Below are 25,594 nucleotides of genomic sequence, written 5' to 3'. Positions count from 1 at the left end.
ATTTCGGCTTTACGCTTGATCAGGAGATGTTCATGAACCAGGCAGATTTCATCATCATCGGCGGCGGGATCGCTGGCGCCTCCACCGGTTTCTGGTTATCACAGCACGGACGCGTGGTGGTGCTGGAGCGTGAATCCCATCCCGGTTACCACTCCACCGGGCGCTCGGCAGCGCTGTTCTCTGCCGCCTATGGCAACCCACAGGTGCGGGCGCTGACCCAGGCCAGTCGTGATTTCTTCGACAATCCACCGAGCGGCTTCAGCGAACATCCGCTGCTGACCCCGCGCGGCGAAATGACCGTGGACTTCACCGGCGACCCGACGGAACTGAACAATCAATACCTCAGCGCGAAAGCCACCGTGCCGCAGATGCAGATGCTCACTGCCGACGAGGCCTTCGCACGCATGCCGATTCTGCGCCGGGAAAAAGTCCACGGTGCAATCTACGACCCGACCGCCAGCGACATCGACACCGATGCGCTGCACCAGGGTTACCTGCGCGGCATCCGCCGCAATCAGGGCGAAGTGCATACCGATTGCGAAGTCGTGAGCCTGCAACGGGATGGCGAAGGTATCTGGCACGTCCAGACGCAAACGCAGAACTACCGCGCGCCCATCGTCATCAATGCCGCCGGTGCGTGGGCCGACCAGATCGGCCAGATGGCCGGGGCGAAAGCGCTGGGCTTGCAACCCAAGCGCCGTGCAGCGTTTATCTTCGCCGGACCTGAAGGTATCGACACTCATCACTGGCCGATGCTGGTCAGCCTCGACGAGTCCTTCTACATGAAACCGGACGCCGGGATGTTCCTCGGCTCGCCGGCCAATGCCGACCCGGTGGAGCCTCATGACGTGCAGCCGGAAGAGCTGGACATCGCCATGGGCATCTATCAGATCGAAGAGGCCACCACCCTGACCATCCGCCGTCCAACCCGCACTTGGGCGGGTCTGCGCAGCTTTGTCAGCGATGGCGATCTGCTCTCCGGTTTCGATCCACAGGTACCCGGGTTGTTCTGGGTCGCAGCACAGGGCGGTTATGGCATCCAGACTTCGCCGGCCATGGGCCAGGCCAGCGCCGCCCTGGTGCGTGGTGAAGCCCTGCCCGAAACACTCACCCGTTTCGGCCTGAACGCCAAGATGCTCTCCCCTTCCCGCCTGGGTTGATCATCGACCTCGGGTGACGTGCCCAGCCGATTACGGCACACTTTCAACGCCCCTTTTCACGGGGCGTTGACGCCGCCTGGAGCTCCACTGAATGAACGCCCCCGAAAAAGACTCAGCCCTGAACGATGCCTCGCTGGACAACTTCCATGCGATTGCCGATGCCATCGCCACGCTGTTCTTTCCCCACGCCGAGGTGGTGCTGCACGACCTGCGAACGCAAAAGGTCGACTACATCGCCAACAACCTGTCAAAACGCGAAATTGGCGACGACTCGGCACTCGACGACATGCTCAGTGACGAGGTCAGCGAACGAAACATCGGGCCGTACGAAAAGCTCAATTGGGATGGTCAGAAGATTCGCAGCCTGAGCACCGTGCTGCGCGACAGCCAGGATCGTCCGCTGGCGGTGCTGTGCATCAACCTGAATATTTCGCTGTTCGAGAATGCCAAGGCGGCACTGGACCTGTTCCTCTCGCCGAGCAAGTTGATCCCGCAACCGGACTCGCTGTTTCGCGATGACTGGCAGGAGCGCATCAATACCTTCCTGCATGCCTGGCTGCGTGAACGGCAGTTGAGCCTGAACCTGCTGACCCGCGATCACAAACGCGAGCTGGTGCTGGCGCTGCATGCCGAGGGCGCGTTCAAGGGCAAGAGCGCGTCGAACTATGTGGCCAATGTGCTGAACATGGGCCGGGCGACGGTTTACAAGCATTTGAAGGAGCTGAAGGGCTGAAACCCTGAAAGCTGTATTGCCTGCCTTGGCCCCTTCGCGAGCAAGTCGAATCGTCGCACCGTCGCTCCCACAAAGGTTCTGCACCGAACACAAAATCTGTGTTTGATGGAGATCCCATGTGGGAGCGAGCTTGCTCGCGAAAGCGGTGAATCAGTCGCCGTAGATATCAGACTTGAAGTACTTCTCGGAAATCTTCTGGTATTCGCCATTGGCGCGAATGCCGTCGATGGCCGTGTTCAACTCGCTGACCAGCTCGGCATTGCCCTTGCGCACCGCGATCCCGGCACCCTCGCCGACATACTTGGGATCCTTCAGCTCAGGCCCGACAAAAGCGTAACCCTTGCCCCGGGGCATCGACAGGAAATCATTAAGCGGAATGGTGTCGGCAAAAATCGCATCGAGACGACCGGCCGCCAGGTCCATGTAGATCTCTTCGTTGTTGCTGTAGCGCTTGACGTTGATGCCCTTGGGCTCGAACACCTCGGTGGCGTAACGGTCAGTCGTGGTCGCACGCTGGACACCCACGGTCTTGCCCTTGAGGCTGGCGTACTGATCATCCACCACCGCGCCGTCCTTCATCACCAGACGTGAGGAGGTGAAGTAGTACTTGTGGGTGAAATCCACCGACTTCTTGCGATCCTCGTTGATGGTCATGGAGGACAGCGCCATGTCGATTTTCTTCACTTTCAGGGAAGGAATCAGACCGTCGAACTCGCCTTCGACCCACACACACTTGACCTTCATTTCCGCGCACAGGGCGTTGCCGATGTCGTAGTCGAACCCGACGATTTCGCCTTTGTCGGTTTTCGAGGCGAATGGGGGATAAGCGGCTTCGATGCCGATGCGCAAGGTTTTCTCGGTGGCGAACACCGAGCTGCACGCCAACAGGCTCAGGGCCAGGCCGGTGATGAGGGGGAGTTTCTTCATGTTCGTTTCTCGCGGTTGTTGTTGGTTTGGCAAGACAGAAGAAAAAGCTGAAACGGGGGGGAACACCTTTTTTGTACTTATAATTCCATATTGGACTTTTACGTATTGATCGTCAATGAGGCAAATGCAGCCCGTGCCGGCCGGTGGTCGGGTGGTGAATCCCTGAGTGAAGGGTTGAATCAAAGGGCCTCATCGCGAGCAAGCTTGCTCCGGGCGGCGTTCCGACGATGACTGACTGAAGGACGCCGCAGGAACTACTGCTTCCAGCGATCCGCCGCCGCGTGATCGCTGTCACGCCCCTCAACCCAACGCGGCCCGTCACTGGTGTTCTCTTTCTTCCAGAACGGCGCACGGGTTTTCAGGTAGTCCATGACAAAGGCGCAGGCGTCGAATGCCGCCTGGCGGTGAGCGCTGGCGGCGCCAACGAAGACAATCGGCTCGCCCGGCTCCAGGGCGCCGATGCGGTGCAGCACTTCCAGCTTGAGCAGCGGCCAGCGCTGTTCGGCTTCGACGGCAATCTTGCCGAGGGCTTTTTCGGTCATGCCCGGATAGTGCTCGAGGAACATGCCCGCCACGTCGAGCCCGTCATTGAAATCGCGCACGTAACCGACAAAACTCACCACGGCACCGACGCCGACATTGGCATCGTGCATGGCGTTGACTTCAGCCCCCGGGTCGAACGCCGTGGCTTGTACACGGATGGCCATGGTTCAGCCTCCGGTCACGGTGGGGAAAAACGCCACTTCGTCACCGTCGCTGACGGGCTCGTCGAGCTGGCACAGATCCTCGTTGCGTGCGCACATCAGATTCTGCTCGCTCAAGACCTCGGCGCCATCGCGCTTGGCCAGCAGCGCACGCACATCATCAACGGTCGCAAAATCGCCTTCGACCTTCACCGCATCCACGCCCAGCGCTTCACGATAACGGGCAAAAAACTTCACGGTGAGCTTCATGACGGGTCCGCCTGAAAATGCCCGCTCTTGCCGCCGACCTTTTCCAGCAAACGCACGCTTTCAATGGTCATGCCACGGTCGACGGCCTTGCACATGTCGTAGATGGTCAGTGCCGCCACACTGGCAGCGGTCAGCGCTTCCATCTCGACGCCGGTCTGCCCGGACAGCTTGCAGCGCGCGACGATACGCACGGTGTCTTCACCATCGGCGCTGAGCTCGACCTTGACACCGGTCAGCATCAGCGGATGGCACAGAGGAATCAGGTCACTGGTTTTTTTCGCCGCCTGGATGCCGGCAATGCGCGCCACGGCAAACACGTCGCCCTTCGGGTGACCGCCACTGACAATCATCTGCAGGGTCTCAGGCAACATGCGCACCAGCGCTTGGGCAGTCGCTTCACGGAAGGTCACCGCTTTTTCGGTGACGTCGACCATATTGGCGCGACCTTGGGAATCGAGATGAGTCAGCACGGGGTTACTCCTGATCAGGAGCGTCGATTGTAAACCCGGGGGTCAATTTTTCGCACGCGCGATTATCGGCCCACCACAAACCAATGTGGGAGCGAGCTCGCTCCCACAGGTTTTTCATACGTCCACAAAAAACCGGGCGGCTGTGAGGCCGCCCGGTTCCGGTAGAACGTTACAAATGCGATTCGGCGTATTCGGCCAGGATCGAACGCGGTACTCCTTGCAGGGTGATGTGCACCCCGTTCGGGAAGTCCTTGAAGCGCTCAGTGAGGTAGGTCAGCCCGGAGCTGGTCGCGGACAGGTAAGGGGTGTCGATCTGCGCCAGGTTGCCCAGGCACACCACTTTGGAACCGGCGCCGGCACGGGTGATGATGGTTTTCATCTGGTGCGGCGTGAGGTTCTGGCATTCGTCGATCAGGATCAGGCTTTGTTGAAAGCTGCGACCCCGGATGTAGTTGAGGGATTTGAACTGCAACGGCACTTTGCTGAGGATGTAGTCGACGCTGCCATGGGTGCTTTCGTCATCCATGTGCAAGGCTTCGAGGTTGTCGGTGATGGCGCCCAGCCAAGGCTCCATTTTTTCCGCTTCGGTGCCAGGCAGGAAGCCGATTTCCTGGTCCAGGCCCTGCACGCTACGCGTGGCGATGATGCGGCGATAACGCTTGCTGACCATGGTCTGTTCGATGGCAGCGGCGAGCGCCAGGATGGTTTTACCGGAACCGGCGGCACCTGACAGGTTGACCAGGTGTATGTCCGGATCGAGCAAGGCGTACAGCGCCAGGCTCTGGTAGATGTCACGTGGTTTCAGGCCCCAGGCTTCCTGGTGCAGCAGTGGTTCCTGGTGCAGGTCGAGGATCAGCAGCTTGTCTTCTTCGATCTCCTTGATCCAGCCGACAAAACCTTGCTCATCGATGATGAACTCGTTGATGTGCACCGCCGGCAGGTTGTCGATCAACTGCACCTGGTGCCAGGTGCGGCCGTGGTCCTGACGGGTTTCGACCTTGCTCACGCGGTCCCAGAAGGAGCCGGTCATGTTGTGGTAGCCGTTAGGCAGCAGCGAGACGTCATCGACCAGTTGGTCGGTGCTGTAGTCTTCGGCCTCGATCCCGCAGGCGCGGGCCTTGAGGCGCATGTTGATGTCTTTGGTGACCAGCACCACAGGCTTTTTCGGGTCGCGGGTGTGCAGGTCGATCAGTTGGTTGATGATTTTGTTGTCGTTGAGGTGCTCGGGCAGAATCAGGTTCGGCTCGGCGTGCTTGCTCATCAGAATTGACAGCAAACCCTTGGGACCACTCTTGCCACGCTGGATCGGCACCCCCTGCTCGACGTCTTCGGGCGAAGCATCGCCCAGGGTCTTGTCGATCAGTCGGATGGCCTGGCGGCATTCAGCAGCAACGCTGTGATGCCCGCTCTTGAGCTTGTCCAGCTCTTCAAGCACGGTCATCGGGATGGCGACGTGGTGTTCTTCGAAATTGAGCAGCGCGTTTGGATCGTGAATCAATACGTTGGTATCGAGTACATAAAGGATTGGCTGGTTGGAAGAAGCGCTACGTCCGTGATCATCCATACTCGGTCACCTTTGTGGGAGCCAGTCGACGCAATACCTTGGCGGTGCTGCGCCTCGAAGGGCCGCCGAATCTCACCTGCGGAGAATCAAGTGACTGCAAACAAACGGGTCTTGGGAGACGCCACCTGTGTTGCAGGTTTCGGCGGTCTGTCTTCGTAATACTCCAAAACATGTGACAGAAAAAAGCACTTTGACGCTTTTTTGAAGTTTATTTTTCAGAATGACCAATAGCACTTGGCGGACTGCCATCACCCGTTTACAGTCGGAGATCAACCTGCACCGAATTCCCCGCAAAAATCACCCCAAGCCCAATGTTTCCGGGCTTTTCAGCGAAATCCGTTCTGACAGTCTTCCCAACCGATACCGATGGGCGCCGTTTGCGTGACCAGCCAGGGCAGTGAGGTTTTCACCGCATCCTGCTTCGCGTTGAAATTGATCACCCCGTGCCGCCACAACAACATCAATGTCAGCACCCGCTGCGCACTCTGCTCGCCCTTGAGCCGCCCTGCGCCGTCCTGGGCATCGATGTCCCACAACGCCACCTGCAAGCCCTGGGTCCTGAAGAAAGCTTCGGCATCGGCCCGACGCTGGCCATCGGGTGGACGAAACTGCGGCACGAAGTTCTCCGGCAGTTTGTTTTTCACCAGTTCCACGCTGCGCCGTACCGAGTCCTGCCAGTCCTGCCAGTGACTGTGGGAACGGAACTCCCAGCCCTGCACGCCGACGCATTGTTGCGAGAAGGTCGATTGCAGGCTGCTCACCGACTGTTCGGCCAAACGCGCCTGAATGTCCTTACCCAACACGAAGAAGGTGCCGCCGATGTTCGATTTGCGCAGGTACTGCGCGATCCAGGCCGAATTGTCCGGCAGCGCGTTGGCGGCGCTGTCGAAGGTCAGCAAAAACAGGCGGTCGTGCATGTCGTCGCCGTCACGCTCGTAGTCGCCAAAATGATCGACTTCACTGCTGGTTTGCGGGAACAGCGCAGCCTTGCGCAGCTGCTCGTCGAGGTAACGGGTGTGGAAGGTCCGGCTCGGTTCGGCCCACTTGATGTAGAAGCTGTCCTCGCTGACCTGGAACTTGGCAGCCTGTTCGCGAAGGGTGGCGATGTCCTCGACCAGAAAGCAGAAAGACGCGTCCTGATCGCAGCTCTGCTGGGCGAATTCATAGTTGCTCAGCAAGCGGTGCCACAGCTGCGCGCGGACTCGGTTGATCGATTCCATGTTGATCGTGCGCAGGCCCAGGCGCTGGGCCAATGCCGGCTCATCCAGCGTCTCGCTGGTGATCAGCACGCTGGAAAACATCAGGATTTCAGCCCGGGAAGCCACGTCGAACAGGGTCGGGTTGCTGAGCTTTTCCGGCCAGGTGCTGCGATCCAGCGTCGCGATATCGCCTGGGGCCGCCAGGGCGCCGAAGCTCAGCAGCCAGATCGAAATGAAAAAAACGATACGCAATGGGATGTCTCCATAACAAAACCCGCGCGGCACTATAGCTGATCCAGCCTGCCCCCTGTGGGAGCGCCATTGATCACCTATGGCCGCGATAGCTGGAGTCAAAACCGACAACCCCCTAGAATCGCCGCCACGATTAAAGGAGACGACTTCATGCTGATGGTGATTTCACCCGCCAAGACCCTCGACTACGAAACACCGCCGGCGACCCAGCGTTTTACCCAGCCGCAGTACCTCGACCACTCCCAGGAACTGATCCAGCAACTGCGCGAGCTGACCCCGGCCCAGATCAGCGAACTGATGCACGTCTCCGACAAGATCGGCGGCCTCAACGCCGCGCGTTTTGGCAGCTGGACGCCAGCATTCACCGCGGATAATGCCAAACAGGCCCTGCTGGCCTTCAAGGGTGACGTGTACACCGGCATGAATGCGAACACCCTCAACGAAGCCGATTTCGACTACGCCCAGCAGCATCTGCGCATCCTGTCAGGCCTGTACGGCCTGCTGCGCCCGCTGGACCTGATGCAGCCCTACCGCCTGGAAATGGGCACCAAACTGGCCAATGCCCGCGGCAAGGACCTGTACGCCTTCTGGGGTACGCGCATCAGTGAATGGTTGAACGAAGCGCTGGTCGATCAGGGCGACGATGTGCTGCTTAACCTGGCGTCCAACGAGTACTTCTCGGCGGTCAAACGCACCGCCCTGAACGCACGCATCATCAATACCGAGTTCAAGGACCTGAAGAACGGTCAGTACAAGATCATCAGCTTCTACGCGAAAAAGGCGCGCGGCATGATGAGCCGTTTCGTCATTGAAGAACGCATCAACGATCCCGCCGCCCTCAAGCAGTTCGACGTGCAGGGCTATCGCTACAGCGCCGAACAGTCGAAACCGGACAATCTGGTGTTCCTGCGCGATCACGCCCCAGAGTGATGCACAGGGTCGGTACACACCCTGTGCGCCGGCCCTGTATTGCCTTCAGACTTCCCCGCAAATTCGCCAGTTAATTGGCGCCAATAAAACAACAGTTACATTTCTAACTTTAGTTTCACTCGACTTCGATCATTTTTTTCAGTAGTGGCACTGAAAATTTTTCTCTGTAGTGGCAAAAAACTACCCTCCCCGATTATTCCCCTTTATATAAAGGGCGAAACGGCAAGTGCTATCAATTTGAAAGCAGTGCCATCTTTTTCAATATTTCAAGAAATTTCAGATTTCGCGATGGATGGACTGGAACTATGTCAAAACCCATAGCTCATACCACCGGTAACGATTATCAACGAACATGTACGAGATAACTTACGCGAAGCAGTGACTCATATAGCGAAGTTGTCATATTAACTTTCGCCCAACTAACCCCCGAGCTGGGCAACGCATGAAGGACAGGAGATTCGCCCCATGACGATCCCCTACAAGGCCAAGGCCGCGCCTCTGTAACCGTGCCCTTTCTGGCACCCAACCGCTTGAGCCACAGGCCTTTTGCCTGGCATCAAGTGCGCAGGACTGTTGCACCCGCACTCTTTCGAACAGAACTGCGGCTGCATGACAGAGCAAGCCATAACAATAAGGCTTAGTTACGCACACCTTGAGTGCATTTATTTAGACACTCGTAATTCATATGCCATGACACGGGCGATTTGTGCCTGTAAACCGCACTTACGAGTGCATAACGACCGCTGAACACCATTAACTCCGGCCATTTAATGGCTTGATCAATACAGAGGTAATTGCGATGCGCATCAGCATATTTGGTTTGGGTTACGTCGGCGCAGTGTGTGCCGGTTGCCTGTCTGCACGGGGCCATGACGTCGTTGGCGTCGATGTCGCCAAAGACAAGATCGACATGATCAATGCCGGCAAATCACCCATCGTTGAACCGGGTCTGGGCGAGCTGCTGGCTCAAGGTATTCGTACCGCTCGTCTGCGTGGCACGACCAACTTCGCCGAGGCGATCCGCGACACCGACCTGTCGATGATTTGCGTCGGTACGCCGAGCAAGAAGAATGGCGACCTGGAACTGAACTACATCGAAGCCGTGTGCCGCGAAATCGGTTTTGTCCTGCGCGACAAGACCACCCGCCACACCATCGTCGTGCGCAGCACCGTGTTGCCAGGCACCGTGGCCAACGTGGTCATCCCGATCCTCGAAGACTGCTCGGGCAAGAAAGCCGGCGTCGATTTCGGCGTCGCGGTCAACCCTGAGTTCCTTCGCGAAAGCACCGCCATCGCCGACTACGACCAGCCGCCAATGACCGTCATCGGCGAATTCGACAAAGCCTCGGGCGACGTTCTGCAATCGCTGTACGAAGAACTCGATGCACCGATCATCCGCAAGGACATCGCCGTTGCCGAGATGATCAAGTACACCTGCAACGTCTGGCATGCCACCAAGGTCACCTTCGCCAACGAGATCGGCAACATCGCCAAGGCTGTCGGCGTCGACGGTCGTGAAGTGATGGATGTGGTCTGCCAGGACAAGGCCCTGAACCTGTCGCAGTACTACATGCGTCCGGGTTTCGCTTTCGGCGGCTCGTGCCTGCCCAAGGACGTACGCGCCCTGACCTACCGTGCCGGTTCCCTCGACGTCGAGGCGCCGCTGCTCAACTCGCTGATGCTGAGCAACGAGTCCCAAGTGCAAAACGCCTTCGACATCGTCCAGAGCCACGACAAACGCAAAGTCGCCCTGCTGGGCCTGAGCTTCAAGTCCGGCACCGATGACCTGCGCGAAAGCCCGCTGGTGGACCTCGCGGAAATGCTCATCGGCAAGGGCTACGACCTGAGCATCTACGACAGCAACGTCGAGTACGCCCGCGTTCACGGCGCGAACAAAGACTACATCGAGTCGAAAATCCCTCACGTTTCTTCGCTGCTCAATGCCGACTTCGACGCGGTGATCAACAACAGCGACCTGATCATCCTCGGTAACCGTGACGAGAAATTCCGCGCCCTGGTGCAGGAAGTTCCCCACGGCAAGCAAGTGATCGACTTGGTGGGCTTCATGTCCAAGGCCACCTGCGCGGACAGCCGCGCGGAAGGCATCTGCTGGTAAGGCAGCCGCAAGCTTCAAGCTCCAAGCCACAAGTTCAAGGCTCCGCGCTGGGGGCTTGAAGCTTGGAGCTTGCAACTGACTTTAAGGATCAGATCATGCACAGGCTAAAGCACGGCCTACTCCAGGCCGCCGGTTGGCTGTTTTACCTGACGTTACTGATGGGCCTCGCCATGGCGCTGCCTGTCTCCACCTTCGACTCCGATTCGAAGGACTTTATTTTTCTGATTGGCGCCGTGGGTATCTGGCGCTACTCGATGGGTGCCACTCACTTTGTGCGCGGCATGATTTTTCTCTACATCGTCTACCCGCACCTGCGCCGCAAAGTGCGCAAGCTGGGTAAAGCGGCAGAGCCGTCGCACGTGTTCCTGATGGTCACCAGCTTTCGTATCGACGCATTGACCACTGCCCAGGTCTACAGCTCGGTGATCCGCGAAGCCATTGACTGCGGCCTGCCGACCACCGTGGTCTGCTCCATCGTCGAAATGTCCGATGAGCTGCTGGTGAAAAGCCTGTGGAACCGTATGAACCCGCCAGCGCGGGTGAAGCTGGACTTCGTGCGCATCCCCGGCACCGGCAAACGCGATGGCCTGGCCTATGGTTTCCGCGCGATATCCCGTCACCTGCCCGACGACCGCGCCGTGGTGGCCGTGATCGATGGCGACACCGTGCTCGCTGAAGGCGTGGTGCTCAAGACCGTGCCGTGGTTCCAGCTGTTCGGCAACGTCGGCGGCCTGACCACCAACGAATTCTGCGAAGTGCGCGGCGGCTACATCATGAGCGAATGGCACAAGCTGCGCTTCGCCCAGCGCCACATCAACATGTGCTCGATGGCCCTGTCCAAACGCGTGCTGACCATGACCGGGCGCATGTCGGTGTTCCGCGCCACCGTGGTCACCAACCCGGACTTCATCGCCGACGTCGAAAGCGATTCGCTGCAGCACTGGCGTCTGGGCCGCTTCAAGTTCCTCACCGGCGACGACAAGTCGAGCTGGTTCAGCCTGATGCGCCTGGGCTACGACACTTTCTACGTACCCGACGCGGCCATCCACACCGTGGAACACCCGCCGGAAAAAAGCTTTATCAAAGCCAGTCGCAAACTGATGTTCCGCTGGTACGGCAACAACCTGCGGCAGAACTCCCGAGCCCTGGGCCTGGGGATCAAACGTCTGGGCGTGTTCACCTCGGTGGTGCTGTTCGACCAACGCGTGTCGATGTGGACCTCGCTGCTCGGCCTGACCGTGGCCCTGATCGCCAGCTTCAAGTACGGCACCGCGTTCATCCTGGTGTACCTGCTGTGGATCGGCATCACCCGCCTGATCCTGACCCTGCTGCTGTCCTGCTCCGGACACCGGATCGGCCCGGCCTACCCGGCGATTCTCTATTACAACCAGATCGTCGGCGCGCTGGTGAAGATCTACGTGTTCTTCCGCCTCGACCAACAGTCCTGGACTCGCCAACCCACATCCCTGACCCGTGATCTCGCCAGCTTTCAACGTTGGTTCAACACCTGGTCGTCTCGGACCATGACCTTCTCTGCCGGCAGCATTTTCGTCGCCGCGCTGCTGTTGATGGTCTGACTGCCCCTTATTGAATTAACAAGGAAACCGCCTCCATGAATACCGCCGTCAATGCCAACGTAGTGCACGAATCCGAAGCCCAGCGCCAACACGCCCGGGTGAAAATCCCGGCCAAGCTGCGCTTCTTCGGCCCCGACCGCACCCCGGTCGAAGCCCGAGTGATCGACCTGTCCGCCGGTGGCCTGGCCTTCAACGCCGGCCAGTTGCCGCTGAAAATCGGTGATGCCTACAAGGCCCGCCTGCAATTCGTCATCGACAATCTCGGCCTGGCCATGGACGTCGAACTACAGGTGCGCTCCTACGACCGCCAGACCGGCCGTGCCGGTTGCCAGTTCCAGAACCTCGAGCCGCAAGACATCTCGACCCTGCGCCACCTGATCACCTCGCACCTGGCCGGCGACATCGTCAGCATGGGTGAAGTACTGGCAACCCTTCAGCGCGACAACTTCACCAAGGCGCGCAAGGTCAAGGACGGCGGCCACGGCATGAGCGCGTTCGGGCGCCTCAAGGCCGTGACCTTCAGTCTGGGGATTTTCGTCGTCGGCCTGGCTGCGTTCGGCTTCGTCTTCAAATCGGTGTACGGCATGTACTTCGTCAGCCATGCCCAGGCCGGTCTGGTCAGCGTGCCGGGTGTGAACATCACCATGCCTCGCGACGGCACCGTACAGAGCCTGGTGAAAACCGACGGTGTGGCCGCCAAAGGCGCGCCGCTGGCGACCTTCAGCACCAGCATGCTCGACGTGCTCAAGGGCCATCTGGACGAAGACCAGCTGCAACCGGCCAAGGTCGAAGAGCTGTTCGGCAAGCAAATGACCGGCACCCTGACCTCGCCTTGCGACTGCACCGTGGCCCAGCAAATGGTTGCCAACGGTCAGTACGCCAGCAAGGGCGACGTGATCTTCCAACTGGTGCCACGCGGCAGCGAGGCCAATGTCGAAGCCCGTTTCTCCTATCGCCAGTTCGGTGATGTGCGCCCGGGAACCTCGGTACGCTTCCAGATCGCCGGTGAAGACCAGACCCGCACCGGCAAGATCGTCAGCAGCACCAGCCTGAAAAGCGCCGACCTGTCCTCCGACATCCGCGTGCTGATCCAGCCTGACGAAGCCCTCGACAGCGCCCTCGCCGGCCGCCCGGTGGAAGTCAACAGCGATCGCGGCCCGAACCTGAACTGGCTGATCGACAAAGCCATGGCTGCTGGTCTGTAACCGGAGGACATGCCTGTGAGTACGCCTATCCTCATCACTCCGCCGACCCTGTGGGAGCGAGCTTGCTCGCGAGGCGGTCAACCCGGTTGGTCTGATGCACCGCGCCGCCTGCTTCGCGAGCAAGCTCGCTCCCACATGGGTTCACTGTGTGCCGTTGCGCTGGCCGTGTCGCTGGCCGGTTGCGCCGGCCTGCCGGACCAACGCCTGGCCAACGAAGCGCTCAAGCGTGGCGACACTGCCACCGCCGCGGCAAACTACCGGCAACTGGCGGACCTGGGCTACAGCGAGGCCCAGGTCGGCCTGGCCGACATTCAGGTCGACAGCCGCGACCCCGAGCAAATGAAACAGGCCGAGGCAACCTATCGCGCCGCAGCCGATGTTTCGCCGCGCGCCCAGGCACGCCTTGGTCGACTGCTGGTGGCCAAGCCCGGCTCCACCGAAGCCGAGCAGCACGAAGCCGAAACCCTGCTGAAAAAGGCCGCCGCCAATGGCGAAGGCAATACCCTGATTCCGCTGGCGATGCTGTACCTGCAATACCCGCACAGCTTCCCCAACATCAACGCGCAGCAGCAGATCAGCCAATGGCGCGCCGAGAACAAACCGGAAGCCGGCCTCGCGCAAGTCCTGCTGTATCGCACCCAAGGCACCTACGACCAGCACCTGGATGACGTCGAGAAAATCTGCAAGGTCGCACTCAACAGCAATGACATCTGCTACGTCGAACTGGCCACGGTCTATCAGAAACAAGCCAAGCCGGAACAACAGGCGGCGCTGATCAAACAACTGCAAGCCGCTCATGCCCGCGGCACGGTATCCGCGCAACGGGTCGACAGCGTCGCCCGTGTGCTCGCCGATTCGACCCTGGGCAAAACCGACGAAAAAACCGCGCAGTCGCTGCTCGAACCCATCGCGCCGGGCTACCCGGCGTCGTGGGTCACCCTCGCGCAGTTGCTCTACGACTTCCCCGAACTGGGCGACGTCGACCAGATGATGAAGTACCTGGATAACGGCCGCGCCGCCGACCAGCCACGCGCGGAACTGCTGCTGGGCAAGCTCTACTACGAAGGCAAGCTGGTACCCGCCGACGCCAAGGTCGCCGAAGCGCACTTCCAGAAAGCCGTCGGCCGCGAAGTGGCGGCCGATTACTACCTCGGCCAGATCTATCGCCGTGGCTACCTGGGCAAGGTCTATCCGCAGAAAGCCCTCGACCACTTGCTGACCGCAGCGCGCAACGGCCAGAACAGTGCTGACTTCGCCATCGCCCAGCTGTTTTCCCAGGGCAGGGGCACCCAGCCTGACCCGGTCAATGCCTATGTCTTCAGTCAGTTGGCCTTGGCCCAGAACACCCCACAAGCCACCGAGCTTGCACAGACACTGCAAACGCAACTGCCGCCTGACCGGCTGGCCGAGGCCCAACGCCTGTTGAAACAAGAACAGTCGGTGCGTGGTGCCTTGAGCCAGAACACGCCGGAACTGCACGCCCTGCAAGAAGACGACGGCGAGGAAACGCTATGAAGTTAAATCCATTCATGAAGGCCGGTATCGGTCTGACATTCGCCTTGATCTGGTCTTGCCCGACCCTCGCAGCGATGACTGAAGCACCAAAAAACTTCGGCCTCGAAGTGAAGATCACCGGCCAATCCGAAGACGACCGCGACCTCGGCACCGCGCCCGGTGGCGACGTCAATGGCGTCGGTCTCGACCTGCGTCCGTGGATCTACGGCGAAAGCGGAGCGTGGAGCGCCTACGCCATGGGTCAGGCGGTGACGTCCACCGACATCATCGAGACCGACACCCTGCAGCAATCCGACGGTAACGAGACCACCAACAACAGCGATCGCGAGACCAAAAAGAACTACCTGGCCATGCGTGAATTCTGGGTCGGCTACAGCGGCTTCACGCCCTACCCCGGCGAGATCCTCAAGCTCGGTCGCCAGCGCCTGCGCAACGACGACGGTCAATGGCGCGATACCAACATCGAAGCGCTGAACTGGACCTTCGACACCACCCTGTTGCGCGCCAACGCCGGTGTTGCCGAACGCTTCAGCGAGTACCGCACCGACCTGAAAGAGCTGTCGCCCAAGGACAAGGATCGCCTGCACGCCTACGCCGATGCCGCGTACCAATGGACGCCGGGCAACTGGGTCGGCATTCGTGGTCATCACACCCACGACGACGGCAAGCTCGACTACCCGCAGCCGGGCGTACCGACCGACTCGCTGGACAAGAAACAGAACGGTGACATCAGCTGGCTCGGCCTGACCGCCGACAGTGACGCCTACAACTGGCGCAACACCAACCAGCTCAATTACTGGGGCAGCATCACCGGCATGCGCGGCGACACCGACACGGTCAACCCGCTGAACGCCGATGGCACGCGCCCGACCGAAGCCAAACGCGGCGATGACCTCAACGGCTGGGCCACCGACGTCGGCGTGCGCCTGCGCCTCGACCCGCAATGGCAAGTCGGTGCGGCTTACGCTCGCGCCAGCGCCGAATACCAACAGAACGGCCTGGAAAGCAACCGCTCGAACTACACCGGTACCCGCTCCCGCGTGCACCGATTCGGCGAGGCCTTCCGCGGTGAAATGAACAACATGCAGACCGCCACCCTGTTCGGCTCGTGGATGCTCAACGACGAATACGACGCCAGCCTGATCTACCACAAGTTCTGGCGCGTCGACGGCAACAAGCCGGTCGGCAGCAACGGCATCAACGCCGTCGAGAACAACACCGATGACGTGACCGGCGCGATTCTTTCCAGCACCTCGCTGCCGTTGAACGACGGTGAGAAAGACCTCGGTCAGGAGATGGACCTGGTCGTCACCAAGTACTTCAAGCAGGGTCTGTTGCCGGCGGCGTTGAGCCAGTCGATCGACGAGCCTTCGGCCCTGGTGCGTTTCCGTGGTGGCGTGTTCAAGCCCGGCGATGCCTATGGCAGTCAGGTCGATTCGTACATGCACCGCGCGTTCATCGACGTGATCTGGCGCTTCTGATGCAAACCGCGAAGGGAGTGCCCGACATGAATAATTCGAAGCGAGGTTCACTGACCTTGCTGGCCGGCGCGATGCTGCTGGCCAGCTCCGTCACCTTCGCCAGTGTGGAGCCGGCAGCGCCTGCCAAGGCGGCGCGTCCGGCGACCATTGCCAAAGAACTGCAACAAGCCAAGACCTACACCGTCAGCAGTGCACCGACTGCGCCACTGGAGCTGGCCACGCCGACACTGCCGGACCTGTCGGGCTACACCGCCGAGGCCGCCGCGGCGAAAATCGTGCGCAGCAAACCCGGCAAGGTCAGCCTGCGCCGGATGATGCAGGAAGACGCCCTGAAGGACTTCATCGGCGGCGACAACAAGATGGCTGAATGGGTGGTGCGTCAGCACGGCATTCCCCAGGCGATCTTCGTCGACGACGGCTACATGAACCTCAAGGACCTGGCCAAGAAGCAGCCCAAGTACGTGATCGAAACCGCGCCCGGGGTTTACCTGGCGCGGTTGCCGATTGTCGTGGGTCGTCACGGCATTCTTGAAATCGACAAGCAGACCCAGGAGTTGCGCCTGTCCCAGGAGGCCGGATCGTTCCTGGTCAACGACGGCCAGCTGTTCGTACGGGATACCAAAATCACCGGTTGGCGCGAGAAGGCCAACGGCCCGGCAACCTTTACTTCGCCCAAGGATTTCCGCCCGTTCCTGCTGTCCTGGGGCGGTACCGAGACTTACATCGTCAACAGCAAGATCGCCAGTTTCGGCTACGCCAACAGTAAGTCCTACGGCGTGAGTATTTCCCAATACACGCCGAACATGGCCAAGGTGCTCAAGCGTCCGGAACCGACCGGCTGGATCATCGGCTCCGAGTTCTCGGACATGTGGTACGGCTTCTACTGTTATGAAACCCGCGACTTCGTGGTCAAGAGCAACACCTACAAAGACAACATCGTCTACGGCATCGACCCCCACGACCGTTCCCACGGTCTGATCATTGCCGACAACACCGTGCACGGCACGAAGAAGAAGCACGGGATCATCATCTCCCGTGAGGTCAACGACAGCTTCATCTTCAACAACCGCAGCTACGACAACAAGTTGTCCGGCATCGTCATCGACCGTAACAGCGTCAACAACCTGATCGCCCACAACGAGGTTTATCAGAACCACACCGACGGCATCACCCTCTACGAGAGTGCCGACAATCTGCTGTGGGGCAACAAGGTGCTGAGCAACCGTCGCCACGGCATCCGCATTCGTAACAGCGTGAACATCCGCCTGTACGAAAACGTCGCCATGGCCAACGGCCTGACTGGCGTCTACGGCCACATCAAGGACCTCACCGACACCGACCGCGACATCAAGCTCGACCCGTTCGACGCCGAGGTCTCGCTGATCGTGGTTGGCGGCGAACTAGCCGCCAACGGCAGCGGCCCGCTGTCGATCGACTCGCCCTTGAGCGTCGAGTTGTACCGCGTCTCCATGCTCGCTCCGACCAAATCCAGCGGTATCAGCTTCACCGGGATCCTTGGCGAACGTCAGGATGAAATTCTCGATTTGCTGGTGCGCCAGCAGAAAGCCGTGCTGATCGACCCTGTCGAACGCCAGACCGAAATGCAGGACTGAGGATAATTTTATGCCCCCACATTTGATCAAGTTACTCAGCCTGTCGGGCCTGACCCTCGGCATCCTCGCGGCCGCTGGCGGCGCCCGGGCAGATGAGGTGAAGGCGCCAACCTTCACCGCAGAACCGTGCTGCAACCTGTGCCCGGCTGCCCATGATGCGAAGAACTACACCACGCGTTATCAGCAGAACTTCACCACGCTGGTGCAGGCCCAGGGCGACTGGTTGTTCCGCACCCAGGAAGACTTGCGCACCGAATTCGACACCACGCCCGCCGGCTACAAGCGCATGCAGCAACTGCACGATGCGTTCAAGAGCAAGGGCGTCGAACTGGTGGTGGTCTATCAACCGACCCGTGGCCTGGTGAACCGCAACAAGCTCAACCCGGCGGAGAAAGCCAGCTACGACTTCGACAAGGCGCTGAAGAACTACAAGACCATGCTCGGCCGTTTCGCCCAGATGGGTTACGTGGTGCCGGACCTGTCGCCGCTGACCAACGAGTCGCTGCCCGACACCCTGCCGGCCCACGATTTCTACTTCCGTGGCGACCAGCACTGGACGCCGTACGGCGCTCAGCGCACGGCGAAAATCGTCGCCGAAAAGGTCAAGCAGATGCCGGCCTTCGCCGACATTCCCAAGCGTGAATTCGAGACCAAACGCTCCGGGCGCATGGGCAAGACCGGAACGTTGCACAACATGGCCGGTCAACTCTGTGGCACCAGCTACGCGATCCAGTACATGGATCAGTTCACCACCGAGCCGAAAGGTGAAGCCGGTGACGGCGATCTGTTCGGTGACTCCGGCAACCCGCAGATCACCCTGGTGGGCACCTCCCACAGTGGCAAGAACTACAACTTCGCCGGTTTCCTCGAAGAGGCCATCGGCGCCGACATTCTCAACGTGGCCTTCCCCGGCGGCGGCCTGGAAGGTTCGATGCTGCAGTACCTGGGCAGCGACGAATTCCAGAAGACCCCGCCCAAGATCCTCATCTGGGAATTCTCGCCGCTGTATCGCCTCGACCAGGAAACCATCTATCGCCAGATGATGGCCCTGCTCGATAACGGCTGCGAAGGCAAAGACGCCCAGATGAGCGCCAGCACTACCTTGAAGCCGGGCGGTAAACAGGAACTGCTGGTCAACAGCAACAACATGAACCTGCAGAACAGCAGTCATCAGGTCGACATCCGCTTCGCCGACACCTCGGTGAAAACCCTGCACGCCACCCTCTGGTACATGAATGGGCGCCACGAGGACATCAAGATCGAAAAACCGGAAACCTCCGACACGGACGGGCGTTTCGCTTTCGAGTTGCGCACCGACGAAGACTGGGCCTCGCAGAACCTGCTGGCCGTTGAAGTCCAGGGCCCTGAAGCCGGTACAGCGCCACAGAAAGTCGAAGCAAAAATCTGCAAACGCAACGTATTCCCGAGTGCCGAGCAGCGTACTGCTTCGGTCGGGCAATGAGGTCTGCCATGCGAACTGTGAAACTTTCCACACTGTTGGCTCCAACCCTGCTGGGCCTGGCGATGTTCGCCGGGGCCACCCAGGCCGCGGCGCCACTGCGTCCCCCTCAGGGCTATTTCGCGCCTGTGGATAAATTCAAGAGCAGCGACAAGAGCGAAGGCTGTGATGCCATGCCGACGCCTTACACCGGCTCGCTGCAATTTCGCAGCAAATACGAAGGCTCGGACAAGGCACGCGCCACGCTCAACACCCAGTCGGAAAAAGCCTTCCGCGACAGCACCGCCGACATCACCAAGATCGAACGCGGCACCAGCAAACGGGTGATGCAGTTCATGCGTGACGGTCGCCCGGAACAGCTCGATTGCACCCTGAGCTGGCTGACCGCGTGGGCACAATCCGATGCCCTGATGTCCAAGGACTTCAACCACACCGGCAAGTCGATGCGCAAATGGGCGCTGGGCAGCATGGCGTCCGCCTACCTGCGCCTGAAGTTCTCCGACTCCCATCCTTTGGCTGCGCACCAGCAGGAAGCGCAAGTCATCGAAGCCTGGTTCAGCAAGATGGCTGATCAGGTGGTCAGCGACTGGGACAACCTGCCGCTCGAAAAAACCAACAACCACTCGTACTGGGCCGCCTGGTCGGTGATGGCCACGTCCATCGCCACCAATCGCCGCGACCTGTTTGACTGGGCCGTGAAGGAATACAAGGTCGGTGCCAATCAGGTCGATGCTGACGGCTTCCTGCCCAACGAGCTCAAGCGCCAGCAACGCGCCCTCGCCTATCACAACTACGCCCTGCCACCGCTGGCGATGATCGCCAGTTTTGCCCAGGTCAACGGTGTGGATCTGCGCCAGGAAAACAACGGCGCGCTGAAACGCCTGGGTGACCGGGTGCTGGCCGGGGTGAAAGACCCGGACGAGTTCGAGAAGAAGAACGGCAAGGAACAGGACATGACCGATTTGAAAGAGGACATGAAGTTTGCCTGGCTGGAACCGTTCTGCTCGCTCTACACCTGCGCGCCGGATGTGCTTGAGAAGAAGCACTCGATGCAGCCGTTCAAGACCTTCCGCCTGGGCGGTGACCTGACCAAGGTCTACGACCCGGCCAATGAAAAGGGCAACAAGGGTTCTTGAGGCTGACTGCTTTCCCTGTGGCGAGGGAGCTTGCTCCCGCTCGGCTGCGAAGCAGTCGTAACCCAATGAACGCGGATTGACTTTGCACCGTGTCACCAGGTTTCAGGGGGCGCTTTGCACCCCAGCGGGAGCAAGCTCCCTCGCCACAGGTAACTGCGCAACATGCAATACAACCACCCGGATTTTCATGGGGGGTTTGGGGGGGCTTCGGCCCTTGAATGTTGGTTCAAACAAGGAGAGATCGGGATGGTATTTTCATCCAACGTGTTCCTGTTTTTGTTCTTGCCGATCTTTCTCGGCTTGTACTACCTGAGCGGGCAACGCTATCGCAATCTGCTGCTGCTGATTGCCAGCTACGTGTTCTACGCCTGGTGGCGGGTGGACTTCCTCGCGCTGTTCGCCGGTGTCACCCTGTGGAACTACTGGATCGGCCTGAAAGTCGGCGCCGCCGGCGTCAGGACCAAGCCGGCGCAGCGCTGGCTGCTGCTCGGCGTGGCCGTCGACCTGTGCATCCTCGGCTACTTCAAGTACGCCAACTTCGGCGTCGACAGCATCAACGCGATGATGACGTCGGTGGGTCTGGAGCCGTTCATTCTGACCCACGTGCTGCTGCCGATCGGTATCTCGTTCTACATTTTCGAGTCCATCAGCTACATCATCGACGTCTACCGTGGTGACACACCGGCAACGCGCAATTTGATCGACTTCGCCGCGTTCGTGGCGATCTTCCCGCACCTGATCGCCGGTCCCGTGCTGCGTTTCCGCGACCTCGCCGACCAGTTCAACAACCGCACCCACACCCTCGATAAATTCTCCGAGGGCTGCACGCGGTTCATGCAGGGTTTCATCAAGAAAGTCTTCATCGCCGATACCCTGGCCGTGGTCGCCGACCATTGCTTCGCCCTGCAAAACCCGACCACGGGTGATGCCTGGCTGGGTGCCCTGGCGTACACCGCACAGCTGTACTTCGACTTCTCCGGTTACAGCGACATGGCCATCGGCCTGGGCCTGATGATGGGCTTCCGCTTCATGGAGAACTTCAAGCAGCCGTACATCAGCCAGTCGATCACCGAGTTCTGGCGGCGCTGGCACATCAGCCTGTCGACCTGGTTGCGCGACTACCTGTACATCACCCTGGGCGGCAACCGCAAAGGCACGCTGATCACCTATCGCAACCTGTTCCTGACCATGCTGCTCGGTGGTCTGTGGCACGGCGCGAACATCACCTACATCGTCTGGGGTGCGTGGCACGGCATGTGGCTGGCGATTGAAAAAGCCATCGGCCTGAACACTTCGCCACGCCGCTTCAACCCTATCCGTTGGGCACTGACCTTCCTGCTTGTTGTGATGGGATGGGTGATCTTCCGCGCAGAAAACCTGCACGTCGCCGGGCGCATGTATGGCGCGATGTTCAGCTTCGGCGACTGGTCGCTGTCGGAACTCAACCAGGCCAGCCTCACCGGTCTGCAAGTGGCGACCCTGATCGTGGCCTACGTGACCCTGGCGTTCTTCGGTCTGCGCGATTTCTACAGCAACCAGCCGCCGGTCAAGACCAAGCCTGAAGTCAAGGTCGACGCCGACGGTCCGGCCGCCGCGACCGCCGGAACCATCAAAGCCGTGCCTGGGGATAACCCGGCCAGCATCCACCAGCCGGGCTATACCGTGGGCGTCGACGCCCAGGTGCAACCGGCCTACTGGAGCGCTGACTGGTCGCGCTACGTGATGCGCGCCCTGGTGCTGCTGCTGTTCATCGCCTCGATTCTCAAACTCTCGGCGCAAAGTTTCTCGCCGTTCCTTTACTTCCAGTTCTGAGGGATCTGACCATGACCCGCTCATTACGCATCTTCTACATCGCGCTGTTTCTACTGACCTTGCTCGTGCTGGGCCTGTGGTCGGTGCGCAGCTTCTTCGGCTTCAGCACCAACGCCGACGCGACCGTGCTCAACGGACGCTGGACCAAAGCCGTGGAAACCCACTACGACGACGAGTTCCCGATCAAGCGCCTGGGCACCAACCTCTGGGCCGCGCTGGACTTCAAACTGTTCAACGAAGGCCGTCCGGGTGTGGTGCTCGGTCGTGACCAGTGGTTGTACAGCGATGAAGAATTCCACCCGGTGGTCAACGAAGAGTTGAACCTGCAGGGCAACTACGCGCTGGTCGAAGGTGTACGCCAGACCTTGAAAGCCAAGGGCGTGCAACTGGTCATGGCGGTGGTACCGGCCAAGGTGCGCCTGTACCCGGAGCACCTGGGTGAGGTCAAACCGGCCAGCATCCATGCCGACCTGTACAAGGACTTCCATCAGCGACTGGCCGCCGACCGGATTCCCGCCCCGGACTTGCTCGGCCCATTGCAACAGGCCAAGCAAAACGGCAAGCAAGTGTTCCTGCGCACCGACACCCACTGGACCCCGGAAGGCGCCGAGATTGCCGCCAACCGCCTGGCCAGAACCATTGCCGACAAGTACCCGCTGAGCGGCGAGCCACAGCGTTTCGTCACCACACCTGCGGAAAAAGTCACGCACAAGGGTGACCTGCGCCTGTTCCTGCCGCTCGATCCACTGTTCGAAAACCTGATGCCGGCGCAAGAGCCGCTGCAGAAGCGCAACACCGTCGCGGTCGAGGATCAACCTGCCGGTGATGACGCCCTGTTCGCCAACACCGAAGTGCCGGTGGCCCTGATCGGCACCAGCTACAGCGCCAACCCCAACTGGAACTTTGTCGGTGCACTCAAGCAGGCGCTGCACAGCGACGTGGTCAATTACGCCGAAGACGGCCACGGCCCGATCCTGCCGATGCTCAGCTACCTGAAAAGCGATGCTTTCAAGAACAGCCCGCCGCAGGTGCTGATCTGGGAGTTTCCTGAACGTTATCTGCCTGTGAACAACGAAATCGGCGACGCCGACCCGCAGTGGGTCGCAGAGCTTAAACAAGCCGGCGCGCGCCAACAAAACGTAGCAATCAACACCAAATCCGAGACGCCCGACCGGGCGCAAAACTGAAAGAGAGAGGTACTTCCATGACTTTCAATACTCCTCGTCGTCTCGCCAAGACCTTTGCACTGGTTGCCGGCATGGGCGTGCTGTCGACTCAGGCTTTCGCCGGTGGCGACGCAGCACTTTACGGCCCGACCGCACCGAAAGGCTCGACCTTCGTGCGCATCTACAACGCCAGCAATGCTGAAGTCAGCGCGACTGTCGGTAGCACCAACCTGAGCGATGTTGCGCCGCTGTCGAGCAGTGATTTCAGCTTCATGCCCGGCGGCGACTACAGCGCCAAGGTCGGCAGCCAGACCCTGCCGGTGAAACTGGCCGGCGATCACTATTACACCCTGGTCAACAACGCCAGCGGCGCACCGCAACTGATCGAAGAACCACCGTTCAAGAACAAGCAGAAATCCCTGGTGCGGGTGCAGAACCTCAGCGACAAACCGCTGACCCTGAAGACCGCCGACGGCAAGACCGACGTGGTGCCGAACGTTGCCCCCAAGGGCCGTGGCGAACGTGAAATCAACCCGGTCAAAGTCAGCCTGGCGCTGTACGACGGCAGCACGAAAGTCGGCGACGTGAAACCGGTCGCCCTGGAACGCGGTGAAGCGGCAGTGCTGTACGTCACCGGTAACGGCAGCAGCCTGTCGCCAGTCTGGGTGAAACGCCCGGTGTCGACGCGCTAATCAATTTTTCGGATTGACCCATGTCCCCTGCAGGACCGAAGCGTCAATCCGGACTCGAAACAAAAACAAGAGTGAAACGACACAGCGTTCGTAGCTCTAACCAAACGATTTTCAAGGAGTAACAACATGATTCCGGTAATCTTGTCAGGTGGTAGTGGCTCACGTCTTTGGCCGCTTTCCCGTAAGCAATTCCCAAAACAGTTCCTGGCCCTGACCGGCGAGCACACGCTGTTTCAGCAAACCCTGGAACGCCTGGTGTTCGAAGGTATGGACACACCGATCGTGGTCTGCAACAAAGACCACCGGTTCATCGTCAACGAGCAACTGGCCGCGCGCAAACTCGAAACCCAGCGCATCCTGATGGAGCCGTTCGGTCGCAACACCGCACCGGCCGTGGCGTTGACCGCGATGATGTTGGTCAACGAAGGGCGTGACGAACTGATGCTGGTGCTGCCGGCCGACCACGTACTGGAAGACCAGAAAGCCCTGCAACGCGCCCTTGCCCTGGCCACGGTCGCCGCCGAAAACGGCGAAATGGTGCTGTTCGGCGTACCGGCCACCAAACCGGAAACCGGTTACGGCTACATCAAGTCGACCAACGATTCGCTGCTGCCCGAAGGCGTCAGCCGCGTCTCGCATTTCGTCGAAAAGCCGGACGTCAAACGCGCCACCGAATTCGTCCAGTCCGGTGGTTATTTCTGGAACAGCGGCATGTTCCTGTTCCGCGCCAGCCGCTTCCTGGAAGAGCTGAAAAAGCACGATCCGGACATCTACGACACTTGCGTGCTGACCCTGGAACGCAGCGAGCAGGACGTCGATACCGTCAGCATCGACGAAGCCACCTTCGCCTGCTGCCCGGACAACTCCATCGACTACTCGGTGATGGAAAAAACCCGCCGCGCCTGCGTGGTGCCGCTGACCGCCGGCTGGAGCGATGTCGGTTGCTGGTCATCGTTGTGGGAAGTGAACGAGAAAGACGCCAACGGCAACGTCACCAAAGGCGATGTGGTGATCCAGGACAGCAAGAACTGCATGATCCACGGCAACGGCAAACTGGTGTCGGTGATCGGCCTGGAAAACATCGTCGTCGTCGAAACCAAGGACGCCATGATGATCGCCCACAAGGACAAGGTCCAAGGCGTGAAACAGTTGGTCAACACCCTCAACGAACAGGGCCGCAGCGAAACCCAGAACCACTGCGAGGTCTACCGTCCGTGGGGCTCCTATGACTCGGTGGACATGGGTGGGCGCTTCCAGGTCAAGCACATCTCGGTCAAGCCGGGCGCATGCCTGTCGCTGCAGATGCACCACCACCGTGCCGAGCACTGGATCGTGGTCAGCGGCACGGCCGAGGTGACTTGCGATGAAAACGTGTTCCTGCTGACCGAAAACCAGTCGACCTACATTCCGATTGCTTCGGTGCATCGCCTGCGCAACCCGGGCAAGATTCCGCTGGAGATCATCGAGGTGCAATCGGGCAGCTACCTGGGTGAGGACGATATCGAGCGGTTTGAGGACATTTACGGGCGCTCGACGCCGGTTGAGCGCGGGGTGTCGGTGAAAACCATCGCGCAGTAATTAGCGCAAAACCTTGAGCCCCCGGCCAACCTGCTGCGTCCCCTATCCGCAGCAGG

At 60.0% G+C, this 25,594-nt stretch carries 21 protein-coding genes; 15 read left to right on the top strand and 6 right to left on the bottom strand.

What is annotated here, in order from left to right:
- Positions 1-32: 32 nt before the first annotated feature.
- Together EIY72_RS24315 and EIY72_RS24310 are read left to right on the top strand one after the other, a co-directional pair.
- Positions 33-1,160 carry an NAD(P)/FAD-dependent oxidoreductase gene (locus tag EIY72_RS24315; protein WP_093214131.1) on the top strand — a complete coding sequence of 376 codons (1,128 nt, stop codon included), beginning with the start codon at positions 33-35 and terminating at the stop codon, positions 1,158-1,160.
- 91 nt (positions 1,161-1,251) lie between these two features.
- Positions 1,252-1,893, top strand: a complete 642-nt coding sequence (locus EIY72_RS24310) for a helix-turn-helix transcriptional regulator (protein ID WP_093214128.1) — start codon at positions 1,252-1,254, stop codon at positions 1,891-1,893.
- A 150-nt stretch (positions 1,894-2,043) separates the two neighbouring features.
- Here EIY72_RS24310 and EIY72_RS24305 read toward each other — a convergent pair whose 3' ends face one another.
- From EIY72_RS24305 to EIY72_RS24280, 6 genes are all read right to left on the bottom strand, one after another.
- Entirely contained in the window at positions 2,044-2,820 is a 777-nt protein-coding gene (locus EIY72_RS24305) for an ABC transporter substrate-binding protein (RefSeq protein WP_093214124.1), read from the bottom strand.
- A gap of 254 nt (positions 2,821-3,074) precedes the next feature.
- A complete protein-coding gene (moaE, locus tag EIY72_RS24300) occupies positions 3,075-3,527 on the bottom strand; it encodes a molybdopterin synthase catalytic subunit MoaE (protein WP_093214121.1) in 453 nt (150 codons plus the stop codon).
- A gap of 3 nt (positions 3,528-3,530) precedes the next feature.
- A complete protein-coding gene (moaD, locus tag EIY72_RS24295) occupies positions 3,531-3,773 on the bottom strand; it encodes a molybdopterin converting factor subunit 1 (RefSeq protein WP_093214116.1) in 243 nt (80 codons plus the stop codon).
- Complete coding sequence (gene moaC / locus EIY72_RS24290; protein ID WP_093214112.1) at positions 3,770-4,243, bottom strand: cyclic pyranopterin monophosphate synthase MoaC; 474 nt, start codon at positions 4,241-4,243, stop codon at positions 3,770-3,772. Before moaC ends, moaD begins: the two co-directional genes overlap by 4 nt.
- Before the next feature lie 169 nt (positions 4,244-4,412).
- A complete protein-coding gene (locus tag EIY72_RS24285) occupies positions 4,413-5,807 on the bottom strand; it encodes a PhoH family protein (protein ID WP_093214108.1) in 1,395 nt (464 codons plus the stop codon).
- Between the two features lie 326 nt (positions 5,808-6,133).
- Positions 6,134-7,258 (bottom strand): polysaccharide deacetylase family protein, encoded by a 1,125-nt coding sequence (locus EIY72_RS24280; RefSeq protein WP_093214105.1) that lies wholly within the window; start codon positions 7,256-7,258, stop codon positions 6,134-6,136.
- 150 nt (positions 7,259-7,408) lie between these two features.
- Here EIY72_RS24280 and yaaA point away from each other — a divergent pair, with 150 nt between their 5' ends.
- From yaaA to EIY72_RS24205, 13 genes are all read left to right on the top strand, one after another.
- On the top strand, positions 7,409-8,188 hold the full coding sequence (yaaA, locus tag EIY72_RS24275; RefSeq protein ID WP_093214101.1) for a peroxide stress protein YaaA: 780 nt from the start codon (positions 7,409-7,411) through the stop codon (positions 8,186-8,188).
- Positions 8,189-8,987: 799 nt separating this feature from the next.
- The gene (locus EIY72_RS24270) at positions 8,988-10,304 is read left to right on the top strand and encodes a nucleotide sugar dehydrogenase (RefSeq protein ID WP_093214096.1); all 1,317 of its coding nucleotides are present in this window, start codon (positions 8,988-8,990) and stop codon (positions 10,302-10,304) included.
- 95 nt (positions 10,305-10,399) lie between these two features.
- Complete coding sequence (gene alg8, locus EIY72_RS24265) at positions 10,400-11,881, top strand: mannuronan synthase (protein ID WP_093214088.1); 1,482 nt, start codon at positions 10,400-10,402, stop codon at positions 11,879-11,881.
- Between the two features lie 35 nt (positions 11,882-11,916).
- Positions 11,917-13,086, top strand: coding sequence for an alginate biosynthesis protein Alg44 (locus EIY72_RS24255; protein ID WP_093214085.1), 1,170 nt, complete (start codon positions 11,917-11,919; stop codon positions 13,084-13,086).
- Positions 13,087-13,101: 15 nt separating this feature from the next.
- Positions 13,102-14,601, top strand: a complete 1,500-nt coding sequence (algK, locus tag EIY72_RS24250) for an alginate biosynthesis TPR repeat lipoprotein AlgK (protein ID WP_093230292.1) — start codon at positions 13,102-13,104, stop codon at positions 14,599-14,601.
- Positions 14,598-16,082, top strand: a complete 1,485-nt coding sequence (locus tag EIY72_RS24245) for an alginate export family protein (protein WP_093214081.1) — start codon at positions 14,598-14,600, stop codon at positions 16,080-16,082. The genes algK and EIY72_RS24245 overlap by 4 nt, the downstream gene beginning before the upstream one ends.
- A 26-nt stretch (positions 16,083-16,108) precedes the next feature.
- A complete protein-coding gene (algG, locus tag EIY72_RS24240; protein ID WP_093214078.1) occupies positions 16,109-17,695 on the top strand; it encodes a mannuronan 5-epimerase AlgG in 1,587 nt (528 codons plus the stop codon).
- Between the two features lie 10 nt (positions 17,696-17,705).
- Positions 17,706-19,157: an alginate O-acetyltransferase gene (locus EIY72_RS24235; protein WP_093214075.1), complete on the top strand. Its 1,452-nt coding sequence runs from the start codon at positions 17,706-17,708 to the stop codon at positions 19,155-19,157.
- Positions 19,158-19,165: 8 nt separating this feature from the next.
- Positions 19,166-20,290: a mannuronate-specific alginate lyase gene (locus tag EIY72_RS24230; RefSeq protein WP_093214072.1), complete on the top strand. Its 1,125-nt coding sequence runs from the start codon at positions 19,166-19,168 to the stop codon at positions 20,288-20,290.
- A gap of 246 nt (positions 20,291-20,536) precedes the next feature.
- Positions 20,537-22,102 carry an MBOAT family O-acyltransferase gene (locus tag EIY72_RS24220; RefSeq protein ID WP_093214068.1) on the top strand — a complete coding sequence of 522 codons (1,566 nt, stop codon included), beginning with the start codon at positions 20,537-20,539 and terminating at the stop codon, positions 22,100-22,102.
- An 11-nt stretch (positions 22,103-22,113) separates the two neighbouring features.
- The gene (locus EIY72_RS24215; protein ID WP_093214064.1) at positions 22,114-23,289 is read left to right on the top strand and encodes an alginate O-acetyltransferase; all 1,176 of its coding nucleotides are present in this window, start codon (positions 22,114-22,116) and stop codon (positions 23,287-23,289) included.
- 17 nt (positions 23,290-23,306) lie between these two features.
- Positions 23,307-23,960, top strand: a complete 654-nt coding sequence (locus tag EIY72_RS24210) for an alginate O-acetyltransferase AlgF (RefSeq protein WP_093214059.1) — start codon at positions 23,307-23,309, stop codon at positions 23,958-23,960.
- A 126-nt stretch (positions 23,961-24,086) separates the two neighbouring features.
- Entirely contained in the window at positions 24,087-25,538 is a 1,452-nt protein-coding gene (locus tag EIY72_RS24205; RefSeq protein WP_093214054.1) for a mannose-1-phosphate guanylyltransferase/mannose-6-phosphate isomerase, read from the top strand.
- Positions 25,539-25,594: the final 56 nt, after the last annotated feature.

The sequence above is a fragment of the Pseudomonas vancouverensis genome, from assembly GCF_004348895.1.
GTDB classification, from domain to species: Bacteria; Pseudomonadota; Gammaproteobacteria; order Pseudomonadales; family Pseudomonadaceae; genus Aquipseudomonas; species Aquipseudomonas vancouverensis.
Note: the sequence above shows the minus strand (reverse complement) of the source record. Positions and strands in the feature narration are given on the sequence as shown.